An 18,766-nucleotide genomic window follows, 5' to 3' on the forward strand; every position below is an offset into this window, starting at 1 on the left:
AGTGCGATGCCGGTTATCTCACGGCGGAGGCGCTGAAGCCGATTCTAAAGCGTTTTTGTGGCCTCATTCAACAGGTTCCTCCCATGGTTTCGGCCAAGCGCCACCAAGGCCGTCGTCTCTACGATTTAGCCCGTGAAGGCCAGGTTGTGGAACGACCGCCACAGACCGTGCAGATCGAGCGTCTGGAGCTGCTTGACTTTCGTACGGGCGATCACCCGGTAGCGAAGCTGGAGGTGGTCTGTTCCAGCGGAACCTACATTCGCTCCCTTGCGGCGGACCTGGGGGCGGCTTTGGGCGTAGGGGGCACAATGCAGTCTTTGCGACGCATCTGGGTGGGGGTGGATGAACAGCACGCTTTTACTTTAGCACAGGCAGTTACGCTCGATGTGCTCGAACAGAGGATAGCGGAGGGAAGGTTGCACGAGGTGCTACTTCCCCCTCTCGTTGCGATGGCAGGGCGGCCGCAGGTCGTTCTTTCCGAGCCACAGGTGCAGCGCATTCGTCACGGTCAAGCCATACCCCTTTCCTCTATAGAGCAGATGCTGCCAGCGTCGCCCAATGAGCTTTGTGCGCTTCTCGATGCCGATGGGAACTTCATAGGGGTGGGACGGATAGAAGAGAGTAGACTGCAACCGGTGAAAGTTTTGCACTTATGATTCTTTATGAAGGCCTTGAGAAGATACCGGCGCCTTTTGCCGCAACGACGGTGGCCATAGGAACCTTCGATGGGGTTCATGTGGGGCATCAGGCCATCATACGAACGGCCGTTGAGGATGCCCGTACGCATGGGCGACCGGCGCTCGTCTTTACCTTCGACCGCCATCCTGCAGAGCTGCTACGCCCCACGGAGGCGCCGCCCTATATCACGACCCCAAGGCAGCGCAACCGACTTATTGAGCAGTTGGGGGTGGATATTTTGGTGATCGCCCATTTCGATACGGCGCTGGCCAACCTCGGCCACGAGGAGTTTGTGGAGCGCATTTTGGTGGGTTTATGCGGTGCCAAAGCGGTTGTGGAAGGGCGTGATTTCTGTTTTGGCAAGGGGCGTGCAGGGAACCTGGCCTATCTTTTGAGTGTACAAGCCCACTATGGGTTTGAGGTGCATGCGGTAGACCCGGTGTTTGTAAACGGGTTACCGGCCAGCAGCACCCGTGTACGAAAGTGCCTGCGTTTGGGCGATATTGCAGAAGCGGAGGCGGTGTTGGGCCATCCGTTTTGGTTGGAGGGGCGGGTTGTACCAGGGCAACGGCTCGGTAGAAAACTGGGCTATCCCACGGCGAACCTGGTACCGACCTATCGGCAGGTGGTACCTGCCGATGGCATTTACGCGGTATGGGTGTTGGTGCCGCAGGGCGGCGATCTTTTGCCCGGCGTGTGCAGCATTGGGGAGCGTCCAACGGTAGAGGGTGCCGGTCGCGCAATAGAGGTTTACCTATTCGATTTTGAGGGCGATCTCTACGATCAGATTTTAGAGGTTCGCTTTGTGCGGCGGATACGTAATGAGGAGCGCTTCGACTCGCTAGATGCCTTGCAGGCGCAGATGGCCCGCGACGTGGCGGAAGCCCATCGTGTCTTAGAGGTAGATTGACCAACGCGCATTATTTGGGTACTATTTCTAAAAATTATTGGAGGCTTGCTTCGTGGACGCTCAGAAAAATAACTCTCATTACTGTGAGTGGCTACTAGCCATTCAGTCTGATATGATAAATAGTATTATAGCTGTTGATACAATTCTTTTTTTGGAAAAAGACAACGGCTTTGTAAAGAGGTATTTTTCAATATTTTGGTCGCGTATATTCTGGCAACAGCTGATTTTATCAGTTAGCCGTTTGCTTGACGGAGATAAAAGAACTATGTCGCTCAGCAGGTTATTTTCCGGTTTAAGAGAAGATGACAATTTCAAAGGTGATAATAATTTCGAAAGTGCCTACATTCATTTTAAAAATTTTAAAGACAAATGGAATAAGCAACTAAAGCAAATAAAAGTACTTCGAGATAAGTTTTATGCGCATGTTGATAAGGATATCGAAAAAGTATTGCCAAGTTTGTTCATCGATCCCGATTGCATTACAATAGATAACTATAAAGATACGATCGAAGAACTAGCTAGTATAATACTCAAAATATCTGAAATAGTGATAAGCAAAATGCAGTCGGCAAAAGGTTGTGATAAACTTATCATGCAAAGTGATCTAGAAAGCAAACGGCGACAATATGTATCTGCTCTTGCTAAAATTAATCACATGGCAAACTTTTGTGTTGCGTTAGAGAAATTGGTAACGAATATTTGTGCTGATCATTTCTAGCACGGTTTGCATGCTTACCTTTCCCTCTCACGCTCTTGGCGGGCGAGGGAACGCATGATGTAGCGTGGATCGTCCATAGCCGGGCCGGAAGGTTCGGTTGCCGTTGCCGGGTCTTTTGGGTCTTTCGCCCGCGCCGGATCGAAAATCCGTTTGTCTACGGGGACAGGGGTGTAAGGGCGAACGTCCGGCATGTTCCCAAAACAGTCCCTAAGGTCTGTGGCGAGGGCGTCGTAGAGATTGAGCGGCGGCAACCCCAAAAGCTCCTCCTCCGTCTTCAGGATGCCGGCGATGCTTGTGTGCCGATGCGAGGCGTAGCCTGGTTTCACCCAAGGGCTGATTACCAAGCAAATAGAACGGTGGGCGTCCACATGGTCTACCCCACTCTGCGAGTCGTCTTCTGTAACAAAGATGGCCATCTGCTTCCAGTAGGGGGTGTGGGAAAAGAAGGCGATGAGGCGACCCAGAGCATAATCATTATCCGCCTGATAGGAGGCATGAAAGGGGTAGCCATCCTTTGGCCGAGGCTCGGCCCCGTGATCGTTTGGCAGATGAAAGTAGAGGAAGCGGGGCATGCGGGCAGGGTCGTCGAAGCCGTTGGCCTTCCAATCCGCTAAAAACTGGTCTACACGGTATTGGTCGGGAATGTTAAGGTTAAACTGCGGGTAGGTGCGGCAGGTGTTGGCGAAAAGTGGAGCGGGCATAGGAATGTTCACGGTCTCGATGGCACCGGTGGGCTTTTCCCCGGCGTCTTCCTCGACGCCGGCAAACTCAAACCCCTCCCCATAGTTGCGGAAGGGCACATGATGACGCGCCAGGTTGTCCCAAATGCTGCCGGCTTCCAAATAGTCTTCGGGCGCCAACGAGGCGTTGCTTCCAAAGAGAGCACGTCGGCCAACCTCACCCAGTCCAAACGTGCTGTGCCCTCCATAGGCCTGCACGTAGTTTGTTGCCATCCAGGGGTTGGGGTAGACGCCCACCAACCAGCGGTGCCCATCGGCGGAGACATCGCCGTCCATATAAAAGTTATCGGAGAGGGCGAAACGACGTGCGAGCGCCAGATGGTTCGGCATAACAACCACATCGGGGTAGGGGCCGTAGCGCGTCGGGGCGCCAAAGCGGGCCAGCTTGGGCAGGCCATTGACGTTGGGCAGAGCGCCGAAGACCTCATCGAAGGTGCGATTCTCTTTTGCGATCATCACCACATACTTGATGTGGCTGCGTAGCTCCGCGAGGGAGGGCAGAGTGGTGGCTTGTGGCGGAGCGTGAGGCAACATGCCGTTGTTTTCCAGAACGCGGTGGGTGTAAGCCGGCAGTTCCGATTCGGGCGGGAGCGAGATGCGCTCGATGACCCCTTTCAACAGGTTGCCCACATAGGTTCCCTCCGGCCCTTCATGAAAGTTGGGGCCGGCGTTTGGGCCGGAGCCGAAGCCTTTGGAACAGGCCACAAAAAGCGTTTTGCCATCGCTCGATATCTGCAGTTTCGCCGGCCACCAGGCCACAGGGAGATGGCCGAGCACCTGCCCGTTGTGGGCATTCAGAATGCCCACCGCATTGATGCCCGTTTCGGCCACATAAAGCCGATTCCCATCTGGAGAGAGCACAAGACCGAAGGGCATTATGCCGCGCCATCGAGCCGTGGCCGGAGTGAGCGTAATAAGCGTAGACCAAAGCCGCTTGCCGGTGGAGGCATCGAAGGCCTGCACCATGTCGTTGTTGGCGTTAGAGACGAAAATGCGATTCTCTGTGGCCGCCACCGCACTAGGGACGCTTCCGCCCACGGCAGGGAAACCTTGTGGGGTCATTTGTCCGACAAGCCAGCCCGTCTTTATTTTTTGAATCACGCGGGCTGTCGGGGGGTGCGACACGTCGAAACCCCAAACGCTGAAGCTTTCGGGCACGTTGGGGTTGCCAAGCCCAGGTATAAACCGTCCCTCTATGTCGGTGCCATCGCGTGCCGCTTTGGAACCGAAAGCGAAGGGTGGAAAAGGCAGGCCACGGTGGCCTTGCGCATCTTTAGGAAGGGGGCTATAGGCGAACATGCCTACGTTCACCACCCAGAGACGGTCGCCTTTTGAGGTGAGGGCCAGTCCAAAGGGATAGCGCCCTGTGGGCACGGAATGGATGACCTTGCCGGTTTCCGTATCCATCACGGCGAGGCGAAAGTTCGCCTGATCTAGCACGTAGAGATAGCGGCCATTTGGGCTAAGGGCGATGTCGCCCGCATAGCTATACCACCAAGAGTGTCCATCGGTGAGGCCGTCGAGGCTCCAGCTTGGCAGCATCTGTTGGGTGCGAAGATTATAGCGCAGGATGTTGCCGGTATCCCCTCCGGCCGCGTAGAGCCAGGTGCCCTCTGGACTGAAGGCCAAGCCCATAAAGGCATCCTTAACGACGACGGTACGATGTGTGAAAAGGCCTGTTTGAGGCCGTTCAAAGAGTTCGAGGGTGAAGGGGCCTGTGCCGCTGCAAGAGGCCGCCAGAATATTTCCATCGGCACGGAGGCAAAGCCCGTAGGGATGTGGCGCGACGAGGGCTGTTTGCCCTATGGGGGTGATGAGGCGGCCGTTAGGCAAGATAGAGGTTCCGTTGGGGTTACGTAGGGTAGGCCTATTGCCGGCCGGCGCCATGTAGTCTGCCATGCTAAAGGCGGCTCTTGGTGCTGGGTGCGACGCCGGCGATGAAAAACCGAAAAGGTATACCAGCCCACCGGCCAACATTGTCAGCCCCAAAGTGGTTTTTGGTTTCATGCAGCAGCTCCTCGGTAAACGTGATGAAGGGCTATTTCGGCCCCTGGCCTCTTTTCAGTATATCTGTTTTGCCGAGGTCTTGGTTGGGCAGGCGAGCCGGTGCTGCCGTTGTGGCATTGGGCGATTGGGGTGGCTCGTCTTTACGGCAACCGGGAAGAAGGCAAGCGCCGAACAGCGCGGGAAGAAGAAACGACCAGAAAGCGCGTTTGAAACGGGTGCTTTGAAAGCGCATTTTTTCACTCCTTTCTCAGAAAAAGGCCGCTATCTCCGTGTGAGCGGAGATAGCGGCGCAGCAACGTAGGGGCTAGGGGGAGTGGGAAACGCCATCCCAGGTGGCGCTAAACCAGTAACGATTGGGCACCACTGCAGGGGTGGTGACGCCGACATTGTAGGGGTCTACATAGGTGAGGTTGACCTTAAACCATTTCACGTGGCCGTCGGCGAAGGCGAAGTCGTTCCCGCCTTGATGGCGTGCGCCGGTAGGTAGGTCGGCGTTCCAGCCGCTCGACGGGTTGCATCGTGGATCGAACACGGCCGTGTAGAGCGTTTGACGGGGTGTGTCGCCGGTATCACCGAGGAAAATGAACTGTGCCGGGAAGTTTACGGCTGCGAGGGAGCGACCAGGCAGCGTATTAGAGGGCGTGTCGGGCAGAACGCAGCCATCGCCCTGAAACCACAGGCTGTGGGGATTATCGTGCGGCCCATAGCCGCTGCTCCAGTTGTAGCCATAGCCCCAGACGTGTTGGGTGCCGGTGCCTGGGTTGCAGAAATCGCCGCTGGCCGGTACAAGCCGCTGACGGTCGGGGCAGAAGAAGACATCGAAGTTCTTGACGTAGGGCTGAATGATCACCACAATGTCGTTATAAACCCAGGTATCGGTTCCAAAGGGAATGCCGGGCTGAGGCGGGTAGCCATTGCCGGTGACGGAGGGGAACGTCTCGTCGTAGTCTTGGGTGTACATTAAAACGCCTGTGGCGAGCTGTTTGAGGTTAGAGACGCAGGAGGTTTTGCGGGCGTCCTCGCGGGCTTGGGCGAAGACGGGGAACAGAATGGCTGCCAGTATCGCTATTATAGCGATAACTACAAGCAGCTCAATGAGTGTGAACGCTCGGTTCGTACGATTCATTGTCGGCTCTCCTTTACGAATGGGTTTTATCTATCTAGTGGGATTCGAGTTCACCTCTCTCCCTTCGCGCCAATAGAATACAATGTGCAAGTTAAGGCCAGGTTAAGCGGAGATTAAATTTTCGTTAAGCATTCGGCCACGCACTTTCTACTTCTCGGTCGAGCGTTCAACCGATGAGCTATTGGCCTTACCCCTACTGCCCCACCCCCTAACTTGGGAGAGGGGCACCTCGCGGTGACCAACTCAGCGGCCAGCACAGTTCCCGTGACCGTTTCTTTCCCTGGCCGCTGCATCGCCGTCTGCAAGACTGCTGCATCGCCGTGCGCTAGCACCTCCCGAATCGGGGGAAAGGCTGGGATAGGGGGCGAACAAGATAAGCTCATCGAACAAGATAAGCTCATTCTGATAACTGGCTCTAGAACCGCGAGATTGACAGCCCTACCCCCTACCCCCTCAGAACTGGTGGGAAGTGAAACTCAAGATTTCTCGTCTTTGGCTCGAAATGACAGTTGTTTATCTCGTCTTTGGCTCGAAATGATAGTCGTATCATCGGCTCTTTAAGCCCCCACCCCCCCGCCCCTCAAGGCCGACGCCCTCCCCCTCCCCCACTTTGGGAGAGGGGAGACCAGCAAGTTCACTAGTGGTTTCCTTTGGTAGGCTGTCTTTTGGAAACTAGCCACAACCGCCCCCTTTCTCCCTAACAGGGGGAAAGGACGGGATAGGGGGCGAACAAGATGGGCTTGCTGGCTGAATGGCCTCTAGACCGAGGGGAGGCCAGTAAGCCACCTCTCGGTTTGCTTTGAGTGGTTTCCTCTGGAAAACAAGCCAAATTGCCTTTATAGGGATGGGGAAGACATTGGGCGCGTTCAGGACTCTGGGTCGAGGCCGTCGGGTTCGTCAAGCCGCTCGCCGTAGAGATAGCGGGCACGGACTTTTTGGTAAAAAGTAGCGTGATCGAGCACAATGAGCTTTGTAACAAACCGAGAACGGCGGACGATCACGCGATCGTTATGCTGGATGGGAAAGGGGTCTACGCCATCCATCTTAAACAAAACGTCGCCGCCGGAATCTTCGATATGGATTTCAATGACGTCGTGACAGGGGATGACCATGGGACGGGCGCTGAGCGTGTGGGGACAGATGGGGGTGAGGATGAGAGCGCCCATGGTGGGGGCGACGATGGGGCCGCCGGCGGAGAGCGAGTAGGCCGTAGAGCCGGTAGAGGTCGCGATGATCAGTCCATCGGCAGGGTAGGTGGCGAAAGGCGCACCACCAAGCTGAAGGCGCAGATTCAGCAAGCTGGAGGTAGCGCTCTTCACGACGGCATCGTTAAGCCCTAGGTTGGTATGGACGCATGTGCCGTTACGCCAAACCTCTGCCTCGATCATCATGCGCTCTTCGATGCGCACATTACCGCTAAGGGCACGCCTCAGATCCGCGTAGAGTGTGGAGGGATGCGACTCGGCGATGAAGCCGAACCTGCCCATATAGACCCCCAAAACCGGCACACCGTTGGGGGCAGCCATACGGGCTGCTGACAGAATGGTGCCATCACCGCCAAGAGTCACCACAAAATCCACAGCCTCCCAAACGGAGGCACAGCAGGAGAGATCGGGGCGCTCCAAGCGCTTGGCGGTCTGCTCATCAAGCAAAACCTGCACGCCTGCTTCTTGCTGTAGCCAGGCGATAAGCTCCTTACCCAACTGCCACGCCTGATGATTCGTGCGATGGACGGTAATGCCCACCTTTCGCACAGATGTTGTTGCCACACGAATGCTCCGTTCAATTGCTTCGGCGCCGGTTTCTGGGACTTTATCGCGAGAAGGTTACGTCCGCCCTACGCCTGCTATGCATTCTACCCCACGCCCTTTTAAGGGCGAACGATATGCGCCTTGCGCCCGCGCAGCATGTGGCGTAGGTCGGTTCTCTGCATATTGCGTTGTAGGTAGTCTAGAAGGTCTTGTGGGCCGCTCAGCGGCTGATAGAGCAGCGCCCCACGGGGCGAGGAAAAGCGGAAAGGCTCTTTGCCGGGCGGGGGGCCGAACTTGTTGTCGCAAACAAGGGCAAAAGCGGTTGATGGGCTATCGCCGGAGGATACGGGGCGGCGTATGGCAAGGGCATCCACATCATCGCCAACGAGCGATGGGTCATGGGGCGCAGAGAGCGGCAGCGTTTCAAAGACGATGCGGTAGATGAGGTGGTTTTTGGGGGAGATGTAGAGGCGAATAAGATTTTTGGTGGTATCTTCCTGCCAAATCTCCACCCCGTCGAGCGGAGGCAGCCCCTGAATATGGAGAGGCGGAAGCAGGCGCGCGCCGTCAAAACGATTTTGAATATCGGCGAACGGGTTCTGTCCAAGAAGCATCATCACTTCGGGCGCGCTCATATCCATACCGGGCAGTTTGGCAAGACCGGCGAGGTCATGGGGGGCCGGGTGTTTGGTATAGTAGTTTTTTTCGCTGTTGTAGGTCCAAAACGTTGTGCCGTCACAAACCCAGATAGCGGTCTGCTCTTTGTTATTAGCATCGGTGGTTTTCAGCTCCATCCGAAACAGGTTAGGCTTCAACACACTTAGGGTAAGCGTGCGCGCCACCGGCTGAGGTTTTAAGCCCTCCGGAATATCCGCGTGTACCGGCGAACCCGGCACAATCATCCAGGAGTAGGAGCTAAACACCGTCTCTTCCTGCAGGCTATCGAGCGTTTCATAAGCTTGGAGGGTTTCATCTAGCAGTTGAAGCGCTCTCGGATCGAAGGGGGCGGTTTGCTGATGGCCTCTTGCCAAGGGGGTAGCACTGGCCGAACAGAGGCTTTGAAGCAGAAAGGCAAGTCCAAAAAGCAGGCTTAAGGAGGGGAATCGGGGGCGCATGGGTTATCTCTCTCCACGAGTCCAAGGTATGTCGGCGCGTCCCTCTCGCCGGTTGGCCACACGCGCCAGTACGAAGAGAAGATCGGACAGTCGATTAAGAAAAGAGAGAACCGTGGGGTTCATTCCGTTCTCTTCGTCCTCGCCAACGGCATGCCATAGGCTTACACATCGTCGTTCGGCCCGTCTGCAGACCACCCGTGCCCAATGAAGGGCTGCAGCGGCAGGGGAACCTCCCGGCAAAATAAAGGTGGTAAGCGGCGGAAGCTGCTCCTCAAAGCGGTCTATAAGGCTTTCGAGTTGCTCCACATCGTGCGGCCTAATGCGTTCGATATGCACGCGCCCGCGCGTGACCACTTCCGTGCCGGGCGTGGCCAGATCGCCGCCAAGCACGAGCAGCAGCCCCTGCAACTCTTGCAGAAGAGGAACGATCTCCGAATCGTTCCACTGGGCACACACAAGGCCAATGGCGGCGTTCAGTTCGTCTACCGCACCGTAGGCCTCAACGCGCAGGTCGTCTTTGGCGACGCGTGCACCTCCAAAAAGGCCGGTTTGCCCCGTATCGCCTGTACGAGTGTAGATGCGTAAGCTCATGGTCGCTTATGGGAAAAGGAGGCCGAAAAGTAACGAGGCTCGGCCTCCGGTGCTGCTATTTGTTTCGGAAGAAATCGGCGTTGATCTGGATATAGTGTTGCCACTCTTTGGGCACGTCGCTATCCGCAAAGATCGCCGTAACCGGGCATTCCGGCTCGCAAAGGCCACAGTCTATGCACTCATCCGGGTTAATAAACAGCATATCGTAAACCTTGCCATCTTCGGTGTAGACCCCTTCGTGAATGCAGTCCACCGGACACACGGCCACGCAAGATTTGTCTTTCACTCCGATGCAAGGTTCGGTAATTACATAAGCCATACAGTTGTTCTCCTCTGTTGATGAATCTAGAAGGGTAGGCGTTCTGAAGACCTGTTGCTAAAATTATACCTTTTTGTCCAAAATTTGTTTTCACCCGAAATATTTCAGCTCATACTCCCCTGCGGAGGGAGATTTGTTGCGCCGAGCCGATTTTGCACCCTGTATGATACCCGCTAAGCGGCGCAAATCCGTATTGCTTTGAAGTCAGCCTTTTCTGCTTAAAAAGTGTGAGTAAGGCAGCGTGGCGGCTAAAAAGAAGGAACCAAACGGCTTGTGGCAAAATATAACAAATAGTTAGGTTCGATGGGTTGGGAGAATGGCTGCCATACCGCAACTCAGTGCCCATGATGTGGAGCGTCTCATTGCCCTCTGGAATTCGGAAAGAGAGCGGTGGCACGATCGCGTCTTTGCGTGGACAACGCTCACACTCATCACCTCACTGGTAGTGCTCATCGCCGGTTGGGAGGCTTTTGCCCTCCTACCCCTCACGCTCTCGTTATTATTCTACTTCACCGCGCCCTACATGTTGCCCCCGCGCCTTGAGCGGCTGTTGCGCCAGTTGGCCACCGTAGACAATCCGGAGTGCATCGGCCCTCTGGTAGATGCGCTTGGTCAGGGCAATCTACGCCTACAGGAGGCGGCCTCTTCCGCTCTGGTGCGGCTGCTGCCGCAGCTTAACGAAACAGAGGCACGCTCTTTGGGGCGCGGGCGATGGAACATCCTCTGCACCTGTTTCGGCAACCTGCCGTTACCTATGCAACAGTCGCTCTACTTAGCGGTACTTCGCAAGGTTCCGGCCGATGGCAACCCCGTGCCGTTAACGGTGGTGGCCCACTTGGTCGCTGCGGAACGCTCGCTCCATCTTCCTCAAGAACGGCAGATCCAGGAGGAGGCCGAGCGCTGTTTGGAGCGTTTATTGGACGCCTTTGACCCCCTCGCCGGAAAGACTCCCGAAGTGGCCATTACCTTTTGGTCGCGCAAAATTGTGGAAACCTACTACCCCACAAAGGCGGGGGCAGATGAGAGCCTCGCCATCTTAGCGCGCCCCGTTATTGCACGGCTCTTGCGCCTAATATCGCCCGAATCGTTTCGTCAACTGCCCAAATCGGTACGCCTGGTGCTCTATCAGGGTTTGCTGATAGATGTATTTTACAGCGAAGTAGGAAGGTTGCATCTTAGCCGTTTAGGAGCGGACTATCCGGTGGCGCTGCTACAGATGGTGCGCAAAACACGCGATGTGGCCGCGTTGCCGTGGATTCGCAACTTCATTGCGGAAAACATCGAGGCCCCGCCCGAGGCCCACGAGGTGGCGAAAGAGCTTTTGCCGCAGCTTGAGGCGCTGGCGAAGCGAAACAAGGAGAACGCCCTGCTATTGCGTGCAGGAAAGGCGCCGGAGTGCCCTCCTCAGGAGATGCTTCGGCCTTGTGCCTCGCATAATGCCTCTGAAGAGAATCTGTTACACATTCCCCATCCTCCATCTTCCGAGCCGAACAGCGTTGAGGGGCATTAAAGAGGGCAGCGACGGCGGAGAAGATGGCCATCTTCCAAGCGTTCCAGCGTCGTAATGTGCGTAACGCCGTTGCGCAAGAGGTAAAGGCGTGCCTCTTCCAAACCCATGCCCACCTCTTTGGGCCGGTGACTGTCGTCGCCGAAGCAGAAGGGGATGCCCATTGCATGGGCGCGTTGCACGAGCCATGGGGCCGGGTAGGGGGCATCTAATCCCTTCCGCCAGCCGGCCGTGTTGAGATCGAGGATCGCGCCGTAGGCTCGGACGGCCTCCAGAGCCATCTCCGCGGCCGCCATTATCTCCGGCGTCTCTAGGGCCTCTGGCGATAGGCCAGCGGCTCTCGCGTTCTTTCGAATCAGGTCGAGGTGCCCCACCACCTCCGGTCGTAAGGCCTCCACCATCTCTGCGACCTGAGCGTAGTAGCTTTTGGCGAAGGAGGTAACTCCGCCGCATGCCTCTATCGCTGCCCGATAGGTTTCAGGTGCACCATCTATCTGAATCTCGTGAACGTAGTGGACGGAGCCAACCATATAGTCAAAAGCCGGACTGCCGTTTTCGAGTTGCCGGGTGCGCAGCGCCGACATGGTCTCAACATACGTCTGCTGTGGCACCACCTCCGCCTCAAAGCCGCGGAGCACCATGAGTTGTGGCGCGAACGCTTCCGCCAAGGCGTTGATCGCGTGCGTGTAGCGGTGGAAGTCGGCAGTCAGCTTTTCCGCATTCCATCCGAGGGCACGCTCCTCCTCATACAAAAACGCTTCGGGGCGTGGGGCATGCTCACTCACGCCAAAAGTGCGATATCCCGCTGCCACAGCCGCTTCAAGCATCTCCCTCAGCGTTCCTTGCGCGTGGTCGCAAAACTCCCCGGAGTGCCCTCCGTGCAAAGATGTGCGCCAACAAGGTGGTTCCTTCATGCTTCTTCTCCTCGCAGGTGATGGCGTATCCAAAACAGCAGCAGCGCCAGCAGAATGACCACCATAAGCGCATCGGCACCATGAAAAGCCGCCTTAATGCGCTCTAAATTGCCGCCGACAAGAACGCCGAGCCAGGCTAAGGCGAGGCACCAAGGCAGTGAGCCGAGAAAGGTAAGAGTGAGGAAAGGAACCAACGGCATTCGGGCCACACCCGCGGGCAGCGAAATGAAGGTGCGCACAACCGGCAAGAGGCGGGAAACGAAGACCACAACAGCCCCTTTACGGGCAAACCATCGCTCGGCATGCTCTAGGTCGCGCCGTCGTAGCAACACATAGCGCCCATAGCGGAAGGCCGCCTCGCGTCCACCGGTTGCACCTACGCCATAGGCCAATGCGGAGCCGAGCACGCATCCGATGGCTCCGGCCAGGGCAACGAGGAAGAGATTGAGCGGGGGGCGATGGTTTTGAGCGGCGATCCACTCCAGGGTCAAGGCCCCGGCAAACGGCATGATCACTTCGCTTGGTAATGGGATACAGGCGCTTTCGATGGCCATAAGCAGCACAATGCCCCCATAGCCCCCATGGGCGATGACCGATTCGATCCAAAGGCTCACACTGGTTAGCAAGTGGGTTAACACGTAGACTCCTCTTGTTAGAAAGAGAGTAAGATAGAATGCTGTTGTTCAAACCATGCCCAAAACAGTAGGGATAGGGTAGACAGAAGGTCCATACCCTACATGATACATGTCCATATCGGAAAGGTGTTGCGCCAGGCTCCTGGTGGCCACCATACCCCTCGAACGTTCGAGTTCTCTATACCGATGAGACTGAACTCACGCATCGGCCGCGTCGTGCCCTTCTGACACCGATCCCGCCGAATGTTGGCAATTCGCGCGTGCCGGACAGCAAGCCTCCTGCCTGATAGCGCCCAATTGTAGGCAGACCGCGCTATGCCCACAGCCTAACGCAGCAGCGCTTCTTGTTCTGCCGTGGGGCAAAGCGCGATTCTGTAGGTGAGCGTTACCTGCATTCTAGCGCCTCATTTTTGGCCATAGGATAGCTTCTGAACACATAGATTTGTCAGCAGGTAACAACCCGTTAGAGAGCGGCTCCCTCAAGAGCGAGGCCGAGGCAGGGCACCCTTCCCCTCTTTCTCGTTCAAGGATGGGGGGAGGTATCTGCCGGTTCCTCCTTTGAGGGTTCCGTAGAGGCTTCGCCGGAGGCGTCTTCATAAAGAGCCTCTTGCGCCTCCCAATCCGGCCCGTGAGGCATGGCCTCCGGTTCGGGCAGGCGGGGCGGCGGCGATAGTTTGCGCGCCTCGGCATAGACTTCCAGCACCCTCTGTGCCATTTGCGCGGGGGTATAGCGCTCTGCATTGCGTCGCGCCGCCCGACGCATCCGCTCTGCAAGCGCCTTATCGGTGAGAAGACGTAATACCCTGTCGGCAAAAGCCTCTGCATCTCCTACCGGCACTATAAATCCATCCTCACCATCGCGCACGGTCTCCGGTGCTCCGCCAGCATTTACCACCACACAAGGCAGCCCTGCGGCTCGCGCCTCGCCCACCACCAGTCCCTGTGTCTCGGTGGTCGAGGGAAAGCAGAACACATCGGCGGCGGCATAGATGGCATCTAACTCGTTTCGCGGGATGGGGCCGGGGAACCGCACGAATTCGGAAAAGCCCAGCGCCTGCACCTGCTCTACCAAGGCGGTTTCCAGCGGCCCCTCGCCAACAAAGGCGAGCATGGCATTCGGGCAGGCCGCATGGACATGCTGAAAAACCTCTAGCAACCACATCACATTCTTCTCAGGCGCCAAACGCCCCACATAGAGCAAAAGAGGGGTACCTTCTGGAACCTCGAGCCTTTGACGTGCCCGTTGCACGACCTCACCTTGCAGTTGCGATTCGGGAGGTAGCGGGATGCCTGTGGGGATGATGGTGATGGGCCGATTGACCCCGATGCTTCGCAAAGCGTTTTCGGTGACCTTCGAGGGACAGATGATGCAGGTGCAGTGATTATAGTACCAGGGCAGATAGAGGTCGAGGAGCGTATTGGTGACCCCTTCTGGCAGGAAGGGCATGTAGTGTGCGTACTGCCAATAGAGCGTATGAAACGTGCTAACAAGAGGCACATGATGGCTGAGGGCGAGACGCGCGCCGGTAAGCCCTAGTACAAAAGGAGTGTGGGTATGGACGATGTCGAGCCGAAGGTCGGCAAACTGGCTGGAGAGCACAATGCGCGGCCAGAAGGGGTAGGCCAGAGGATAACCTCGGTTAAAGATAGAGACGAACGAGGGGAAACGCATCACATCCGGCTCTTCAGGAGGTTGCTGGCTATGGGCGGGTGCGAAAATGCAGACATAGTGGCCTTGAGCACGAAGCTCTTGGGTGAGGGTAAGCAGGGAGATGGTAACCCCGTTGCGCACAGGCGAAAAGCTTTCGGAGAACATGCCAATCCGCCAGGTGCGCGGCTGCTGCGAGCCTACATTTTGACCGTGTATATGAGAGTGAAGTTCGGTTTGGTTCAACATTGTGACTATTTTCTAGACAACCTCATAGAAATGTGCGCGCGGAAACTGTGTCATCTCGAACGCAGTGAGAGACCTTCGCCTTTAGGCGTGCGGACGTTTATTTGATAAAACCCATGCTTAACCTTGGAAGGCAAACGCGACACGGCCAATTTTGGTTTGTTGCAGAAGGCCGGCTCCTCGTTATTTGACGTTTTCTGTCGCTCTTTTGTGTCCGAGCTTTTATGCGTTTTTATTATCCACAATACGGTCGGCGGCGATCTGTTCTGCGTAGGTTTCGATAAAGGCAAGGAGGGCAGAAAGCCGGAAGCGGCGTTGGCGGGTCTCCTTCTTTTGCGAGGCCTGCGAGTGCTCCGGCTCTTTACGGTGACATACGAGCCAACCGAGGTTGGTATAGCGTCTCACGGTGGTGGGGCAAACGTTCAGGAGGCGTGCCACATCTTCCAGAGAAAGTTCCGGGTCGAAAAGCCGCTCAATAAGCTCCGCGCGGGTCTCTTGGAAGGGGCGTTTGTAGTAGCCCTGTACGGCTTCCTCGTGCTCGTGGGCTTGGAGGGCAAACATCTGCTGGGCACGTTCAAAGAGACGCCGATGGAGCGCGATGGCCGACAGAGGCTCCGCTGGTGGGGTGGAGGCTGCAGGTTTTTTTGGCTCCGTTTTGCGGAGATGCCTTTTATGCGGGGTCGCGGCAGGGTGGTTGGGCGGTAGAAACTGGGCGAAGTCGGGGATGTCTACTTCCAGCACATCCGACCCGTCAGGGGAGGGAGGCTTTGGGGTGCGCCTGGCAATGGGACTGGTGGAGGCTTGGCAGGTGGGGCGCTCTCTGTTGACAACAGGAAAGAGGGAGAGCGAGCGATGCCGATTGGCTTGAGCTACGGTCTCATCTTGGGGCGATTCGGAGGGTGTGGTTGGAGTGGGAGCGGTTACCGTGACGGGCACGGTCTCCACCATGGTGAGGGCGGTGTGGTTGGAGGTGACGGCTTCAGGGAGCGGGTCTGCCTGAGCGGCTTTTGGCTCGGATGAGGTTTGTGTTTGTTCCGGGGCAGGGTTTTTGATGGGCGGCTCTACCTCCTCTTCGTCTACGAAGCGGGCTTCCAGATATTTTTGCCATTCCTCAAGTCGCACGGTCTCTCTCCTAAAAACTGGGTTATAGATGCTTGCCTTTAGGTGCGGAAACCCATCCGCTTCAAGGCCGACGGTGCTGCACACTGCGTCCTTCCCCTCACCTGTAGCGCCAGAGTAAAGCCCATCAGCTTGAGCAATGGGTAGCTTACAAGATCAGCATGGCATCGCCAAAGCTGTAGAAGCGGTACTCTTTTTCCACGGCCTCTCGGTAGGCACGCAGCACCAACTCGCGGCCGGCGAAGGCGCTTACGAGCATAAGCAGGGTAGATTTAGGAAGGTGGAAGTTGGTGATGAGGGCGTCTACCGCACGGAATGTATGGCCAGGTGTAATGAACAGGCGGGTTTCTCCTTGAAACGGGGCGACACGCTCATGGCCGACGCCCTCCCCCTGGCCGGGACGTGCCAGTTGCGCCGCCGTTTCGAGGGCACGAACGCATGTGGTTCCCACCGCCACGATGCGCCCGGTAGCCTGATTGATGGTTTGTGCGGCCGCCTCGGAAAGCATCACCTGCTCGCCGTGCATCTTGTGCTCTTCCACATTCTCTTCTCGGACGGGCCGAAAGGTATCCACGCTGATGTGCAGGGTCAGCGCCACCTGTTTAACCCCCTTGTGTGTGAGGGTTTCGAGGAGGGCTTCGGTAAAGTGCAGCCCCGCCGTGGGCGCGGCTGCAGAGCCGGGGCGATAACCGTAGACGGTTTGATATCGCTCTTCGTCCTCAACACTCTGGTGAATGTAGGGAGGCAGCGGAATCTCGCCCCATGAGGCGATGCGGTCGCGCCATTCTCTGTTGGGCAGTGCGATTCGGCGACCTCCTTCCGGCGTTATGTCAACTACCATCGCTTCGACTTGGGCGTTCTGAGGGCCGATGAGGGTTAGCTTTCTGCCGGGCTTAAGACCGGGGTGTACGAGTGCCTCCCACTCCGTCTCTGCCAAGGGGCGTAGCAACAGAATCTCGGCGGGTTTGCCGTTCTCGCGTTGCGCCTGAATACGCCGGGCAGAGACGCGCGTGTCGTTAATGACAAGCACATCTCCTTGCGCAAGGTAGTCGGGCAGATCGGTAAATTTGCGGTGTTCGATCCGCTCTTCACGCCGATGAAGCACCAGCAGACGCGATTCCCCGCGTGGCACGGGAGTTTGTGCAATGAGATGCGGTGGAAGTTCGTAGTCAAAAAGTTCGGTGCGCATGGCGTTCATGTACAAAAACCTTCGTAGGCTCCCCTTTCCTTATCAAAGGGCTTGAGGCCACTCGCCCGCCCAAGAAAGGAGGTTGTGTTTCAATGCACGGCCTTCTTTTGCATATAAAAGTATACCGCAAACTGTTGTGCGATTTCGACTTTTGCCGACTTTAACGGATCGTTTTTAAAGATAATGAGGTTATTTTCCACAGGGCAGGTTATCCCCTGTATGGGTAAACCCTTGAAGTTACCCCATTGTGATTGCCATGTTTTATTGGGCAGGCACAAGGCCTGCCCCTACAGATCATGGGCTGGTTCATGGCGATGGTTGTAGGGGGTACCCTTGAGGGAAAGGTGCTGAGGGGGAGGGCGTCGGCCTTGAGAGCAGCACCGTCGGCTTTGAAGAGCCGGTGAGATGGACGCCTGTCATTTCGAGCCGAAGGCGAGAAATCTTAAGTTTCCATTCCCACCAGTTCTGAGGGGGTAGGGGGTGGGGCTGCAGAATGCCGACACCCAAGCCCCCCTCCCATCCCCCCACACGCGGGAGGTGCTAGCGCACGGCGATGCAGCGGTCTTGCAGACGGCGATGCAGCGGCCAGAGAAAGAGGCGATTAAGGGAATAAAACTGGCCGCTGAGGGGGTAGACGTCGGAGCTTCAGAGACTGCCAATCTCATGGTTCTAGAGCTATTTAGCAGAATGAGCTTGTCTTGCTCGCCCCCTATCCCGTCCTTTCCCCCGATTCGGGAGAAAGGGGGCTATCTTGCCGGTTTTTCAAGGGAAAAGGTTATCATAGAAAACCGCCGATAAACTTGTTGGTCTCCCCTTTCCCTGCAGGGTAAGGGGTAGAGCTTGTAAGGGTAGGCCTTGTGTCTACCCTTCTGTTTGTTGCGCGGCTCGGAAGTGAAGTGGTTTCGAGAGAAGGCTCCGCGCCATTGCATGAGAGAATGTGTTATTATAGATGCTGACTTCCTTGGAACCGGGTTATTCGTAACCCTTGTTTTGAGAGTAAGTTGATGTGGTACCGGCGTTTTGACGTCGGTGACGATTGAAACAAACAGGCTAGAAAAAAGCGAGAGGGAGCTAATGACGAAAAAGGCGCTTTTGGTGGGTGCAGGCGGCATGGGCCGCGCCTGGGCGCGCAATCTGAAAGAGTGCGATCAGACGACCTTGGTGGGTTGGGTGGACATCCGGCCAGAAGTGGCCGAACAGGGTGCCCACGAGCTAGGGCTTTCCGGCATCTACATTGGAGACGACCTTAAAAAGGCCATTGAGGCCACAAAGCCCGACTTCGTGGTGGATGTAACCATCCCCGAAGCGCATCATGATGTGACCATTACGGCGCTTGAGGCCGGCCTGCCGGTGTTGGGCGAAAAGCCCATGGCCCACTCCATGGAGGCCGCCCGCGAGATGGTAGCTGTGGCAGAGCGCACAGGCAAGCTCTACATGGTAAGCCAAAGTCGGCGCTACGACGCTCGCATTACCGCCTATCGCAGGCTTATTCAGGAGAACCTCGGTCCCATCGAGATTCTCAATTCGGATTTCTACTTAGGGCCGCACTTCGG

Annotated in this window: 18 protein-coding genes; 5 read left to right on the forward strand and 13 right to left on the reverse strand. The window is 56.6% G+C overall.

The genetic code is table 11. From position 1 onward, the window contains the following. The 3 genes from VKV29_RS00275 to VKV29_RS00285 all read left to right on the forward strand — a co-directional run. Positions 1 to 656: tRNA pseudouridine synthase B (locus VKV29_RS00275; protein WP_324199292.1), on the forward strand; the 656-nt coding region annotated here is incomplete at its 5' end. Continuing rightward, positions 653 to 1,588, forward strand: coding sequence for a bifunctional riboflavin kinase/FAD synthetase (locus VKV29_RS00280; protein ID WP_324199293.1), 936 nt, complete (start codon positions 653 to 655; stop codon positions 1,586 to 1,588). The genes VKV29_RS00275 and VKV29_RS00280, both read left to right, overlap by 4 nt. Before the next feature lie 52 nt (positions 1,589 to 1,640). Then, positions 1,641 to 2,306 (forward strand): hypothetical protein, encoded by a 666-nt coding sequence (locus VKV29_RS00285; RefSeq protein WP_324199294.1) that lies wholly within the window; start codon positions 1,641 to 1,643, stop codon positions 2,304 to 2,306. Positions 2,307 to 2,320: 14 nt separating this feature from the next. Here the strand turns inward: VKV29_RS00285 and VKV29_RS00290 are convergent, their stop codons facing one another. The 7 genes from VKV29_RS00290 to VKV29_RS00320 form a co-directional block, all read right to left on the reverse strand. Next, on the reverse strand, positions 2,321 to 5,053 hold the full coding sequence (locus VKV29_RS00290; RefSeq protein ID WP_324199295.1) for a bifunctional YncE family protein/alkaline phosphatase family protein: 2,733 nt from the start codon (positions 5,051 to 5,053) through the stop codon (positions 2,321 to 2,323). A 31-nt stretch (positions 5,054 to 5,084) separates the two neighbouring features. Next, entirely contained in the window at positions 5,085 to 5,285 is a 201-nt protein-coding gene (locus tag VKV29_RS00295; protein WP_324199296.1) for a hypothetical protein, read from the reverse strand. A gap of 72 nt (positions 5,286 to 5,357) precedes the next feature. Continuing rightward, positions 5,358 to 6,179, reverse strand: coding sequence for a DUF1559 domain-containing protein (locus VKV29_RS00300; RefSeq protein ID WP_324199297.1), 822 nt, complete (start codon positions 6,177 to 6,179; stop codon positions 5,358 to 5,360). 866 nt (positions 6,180 to 7,045) lie between these two features. After that, positions 7,046 to 7,948: an NAD(+)/NADH kinase gene (locus VKV29_RS00305; RefSeq protein WP_324199298.1), complete on the reverse strand. Its 903-nt coding sequence runs from the start codon at positions 7,946 to 7,948 to the stop codon at positions 7,046 to 7,048. A 101-nt stretch (positions 7,949 to 8,049) separates the two neighbouring features. After that, positions 8,050 to 9,045, reverse strand: a complete 996-nt coding sequence (locus tag VKV29_RS00310) for a DUF2092 domain-containing protein (protein WP_324199299.1) — start codon at positions 9,043 to 9,045, stop codon at positions 8,050 to 8,052. Between the two features lie 3 nt (positions 9,046 to 9,048). After that, positions 9,049 to 9,636 carry a cob(I)yrinic acid a,c-diamide adenosyltransferase gene (locus tag VKV29_RS00315; protein WP_324199300.1) on the reverse strand — a complete coding sequence of 196 codons (588 nt, stop codon included), beginning with the start codon at positions 9,634 to 9,636 and terminating at the stop codon, positions 9,049 to 9,051. A gap of 55 nt (positions 9,637 to 9,691) precedes the next feature. After that, positions 9,692 to 9,955 (reverse strand): ferredoxin family protein, encoded by a 264-nt coding sequence (locus VKV29_RS00320; protein ID WP_324199301.1) that lies wholly within the window; start codon positions 9,953 to 9,955, stop codon positions 9,692 to 9,694. 316 nt (positions 9,956 to 10,271) lie between these two features. Between VKV29_RS00320 and VKV29_RS00325 the strand changes: the two genes are divergently transcribed. Next, positions 10,272 to 11,465, forward strand: coding sequence for a hypothetical protein (locus VKV29_RS00325; RefSeq protein WP_324199302.1), 1,194 nt, complete (start codon positions 10,272 to 10,274; stop codon positions 11,463 to 11,465). Here VKV29_RS00325 and VKV29_RS00330 read toward each other — a convergent pair. The 6 genes from VKV29_RS00330 to queA all read right to left on the reverse strand — a co-directional run bounded on the left by VKV29_RS00330 (position 11,462) and on the right by queA (position 17,213). Beyond that, on the reverse strand, positions 11,462 to 12,376 hold the full coding sequence (locus tag VKV29_RS00330) for a histidinol-phosphatase (protein ID WP_324199303.1): 915 nt from the start codon (positions 12,374 to 12,376) through the stop codon (positions 11,462 to 11,464). The genes VKV29_RS00325 and VKV29_RS00330 overlap by 4 nt on opposite strands. Continuing rightward, the gene (locus VKV29_RS00335) at positions 12,373 to 13,014 is read right to left on the reverse strand and encodes a DedA family protein (RefSeq protein WP_324199304.1); all 642 of its coding nucleotides are present in this window, start codon (positions 13,012 to 13,014) and stop codon (positions 12,373 to 12,375) included. Before VKV29_RS00335 ends, VKV29_RS00330 begins: the two co-directional genes overlap by 4 nt. Before the next feature lie 323 nt (positions 13,015 to 13,337). Next, the gene (locus tag VKV29_RS15345; RefSeq protein ID WP_414647334.1) at positions 13,338 to 13,406 is read right to left on the reverse strand and encodes a helix-turn-helix domain-containing protein; all 69 of its coding nucleotides are present in this window, start codon (positions 13,404 to 13,406) and stop codon (positions 13,338 to 13,340) included. Positions 13,407 to 13,534: 128 nt separating this feature from the next. Further along, positions 13,535 to 14,908, reverse strand: coding sequence for a glycosyltransferase (locus tag VKV29_RS00340; protein WP_324199305.1), 1,374 nt, complete (start codon positions 14,906 to 14,908; stop codon positions 13,535 to 13,537). Positions 14,909 to 15,127: 219 nt separating this feature from the next. Continuing rightward, positions 15,128 to 16,027, reverse strand: a complete 900-nt coding sequence (locus VKV29_RS00345; RefSeq protein ID WP_324199306.1) for a helix-turn-helix domain-containing protein — start codon at positions 16,025 to 16,027, stop codon at positions 15,128 to 15,130. A gap of 145 nt (positions 16,028 to 16,172) precedes the next feature. Beyond that, a complete protein-coding gene (gene queA, locus VKV29_RS00350) occupies positions 16,173 to 17,213 on the reverse strand; it encodes a tRNA preQ1(34) S-adenosylmethionine ribosyltransferase-isomerase QueA (protein ID WP_343217318.1) in 1,041 nt (346 codons plus the stop codon). Between the two features lie 1,074 nt (positions 17,214 to 18,287). Here queA and VKV29_RS00355 point away from each other — a divergent pair. Continuing rightward, the coding region (locus VKV29_RS00355; RefSeq protein ID WP_324199308.1) for a Gfo/Idh/MocA family oxidoreductase at positions 18,288 to 18,766 on the forward strand (479 nt) is incomplete at its 3' end.

This window comes from Chthonomonas sp., assembly GCF_035294165.1.
Lineage (GTDB): Bacteria > Armatimonadota > Chthonomonadetes > Chthonomonadales > Chthonomonadaceae > Chthonomonas.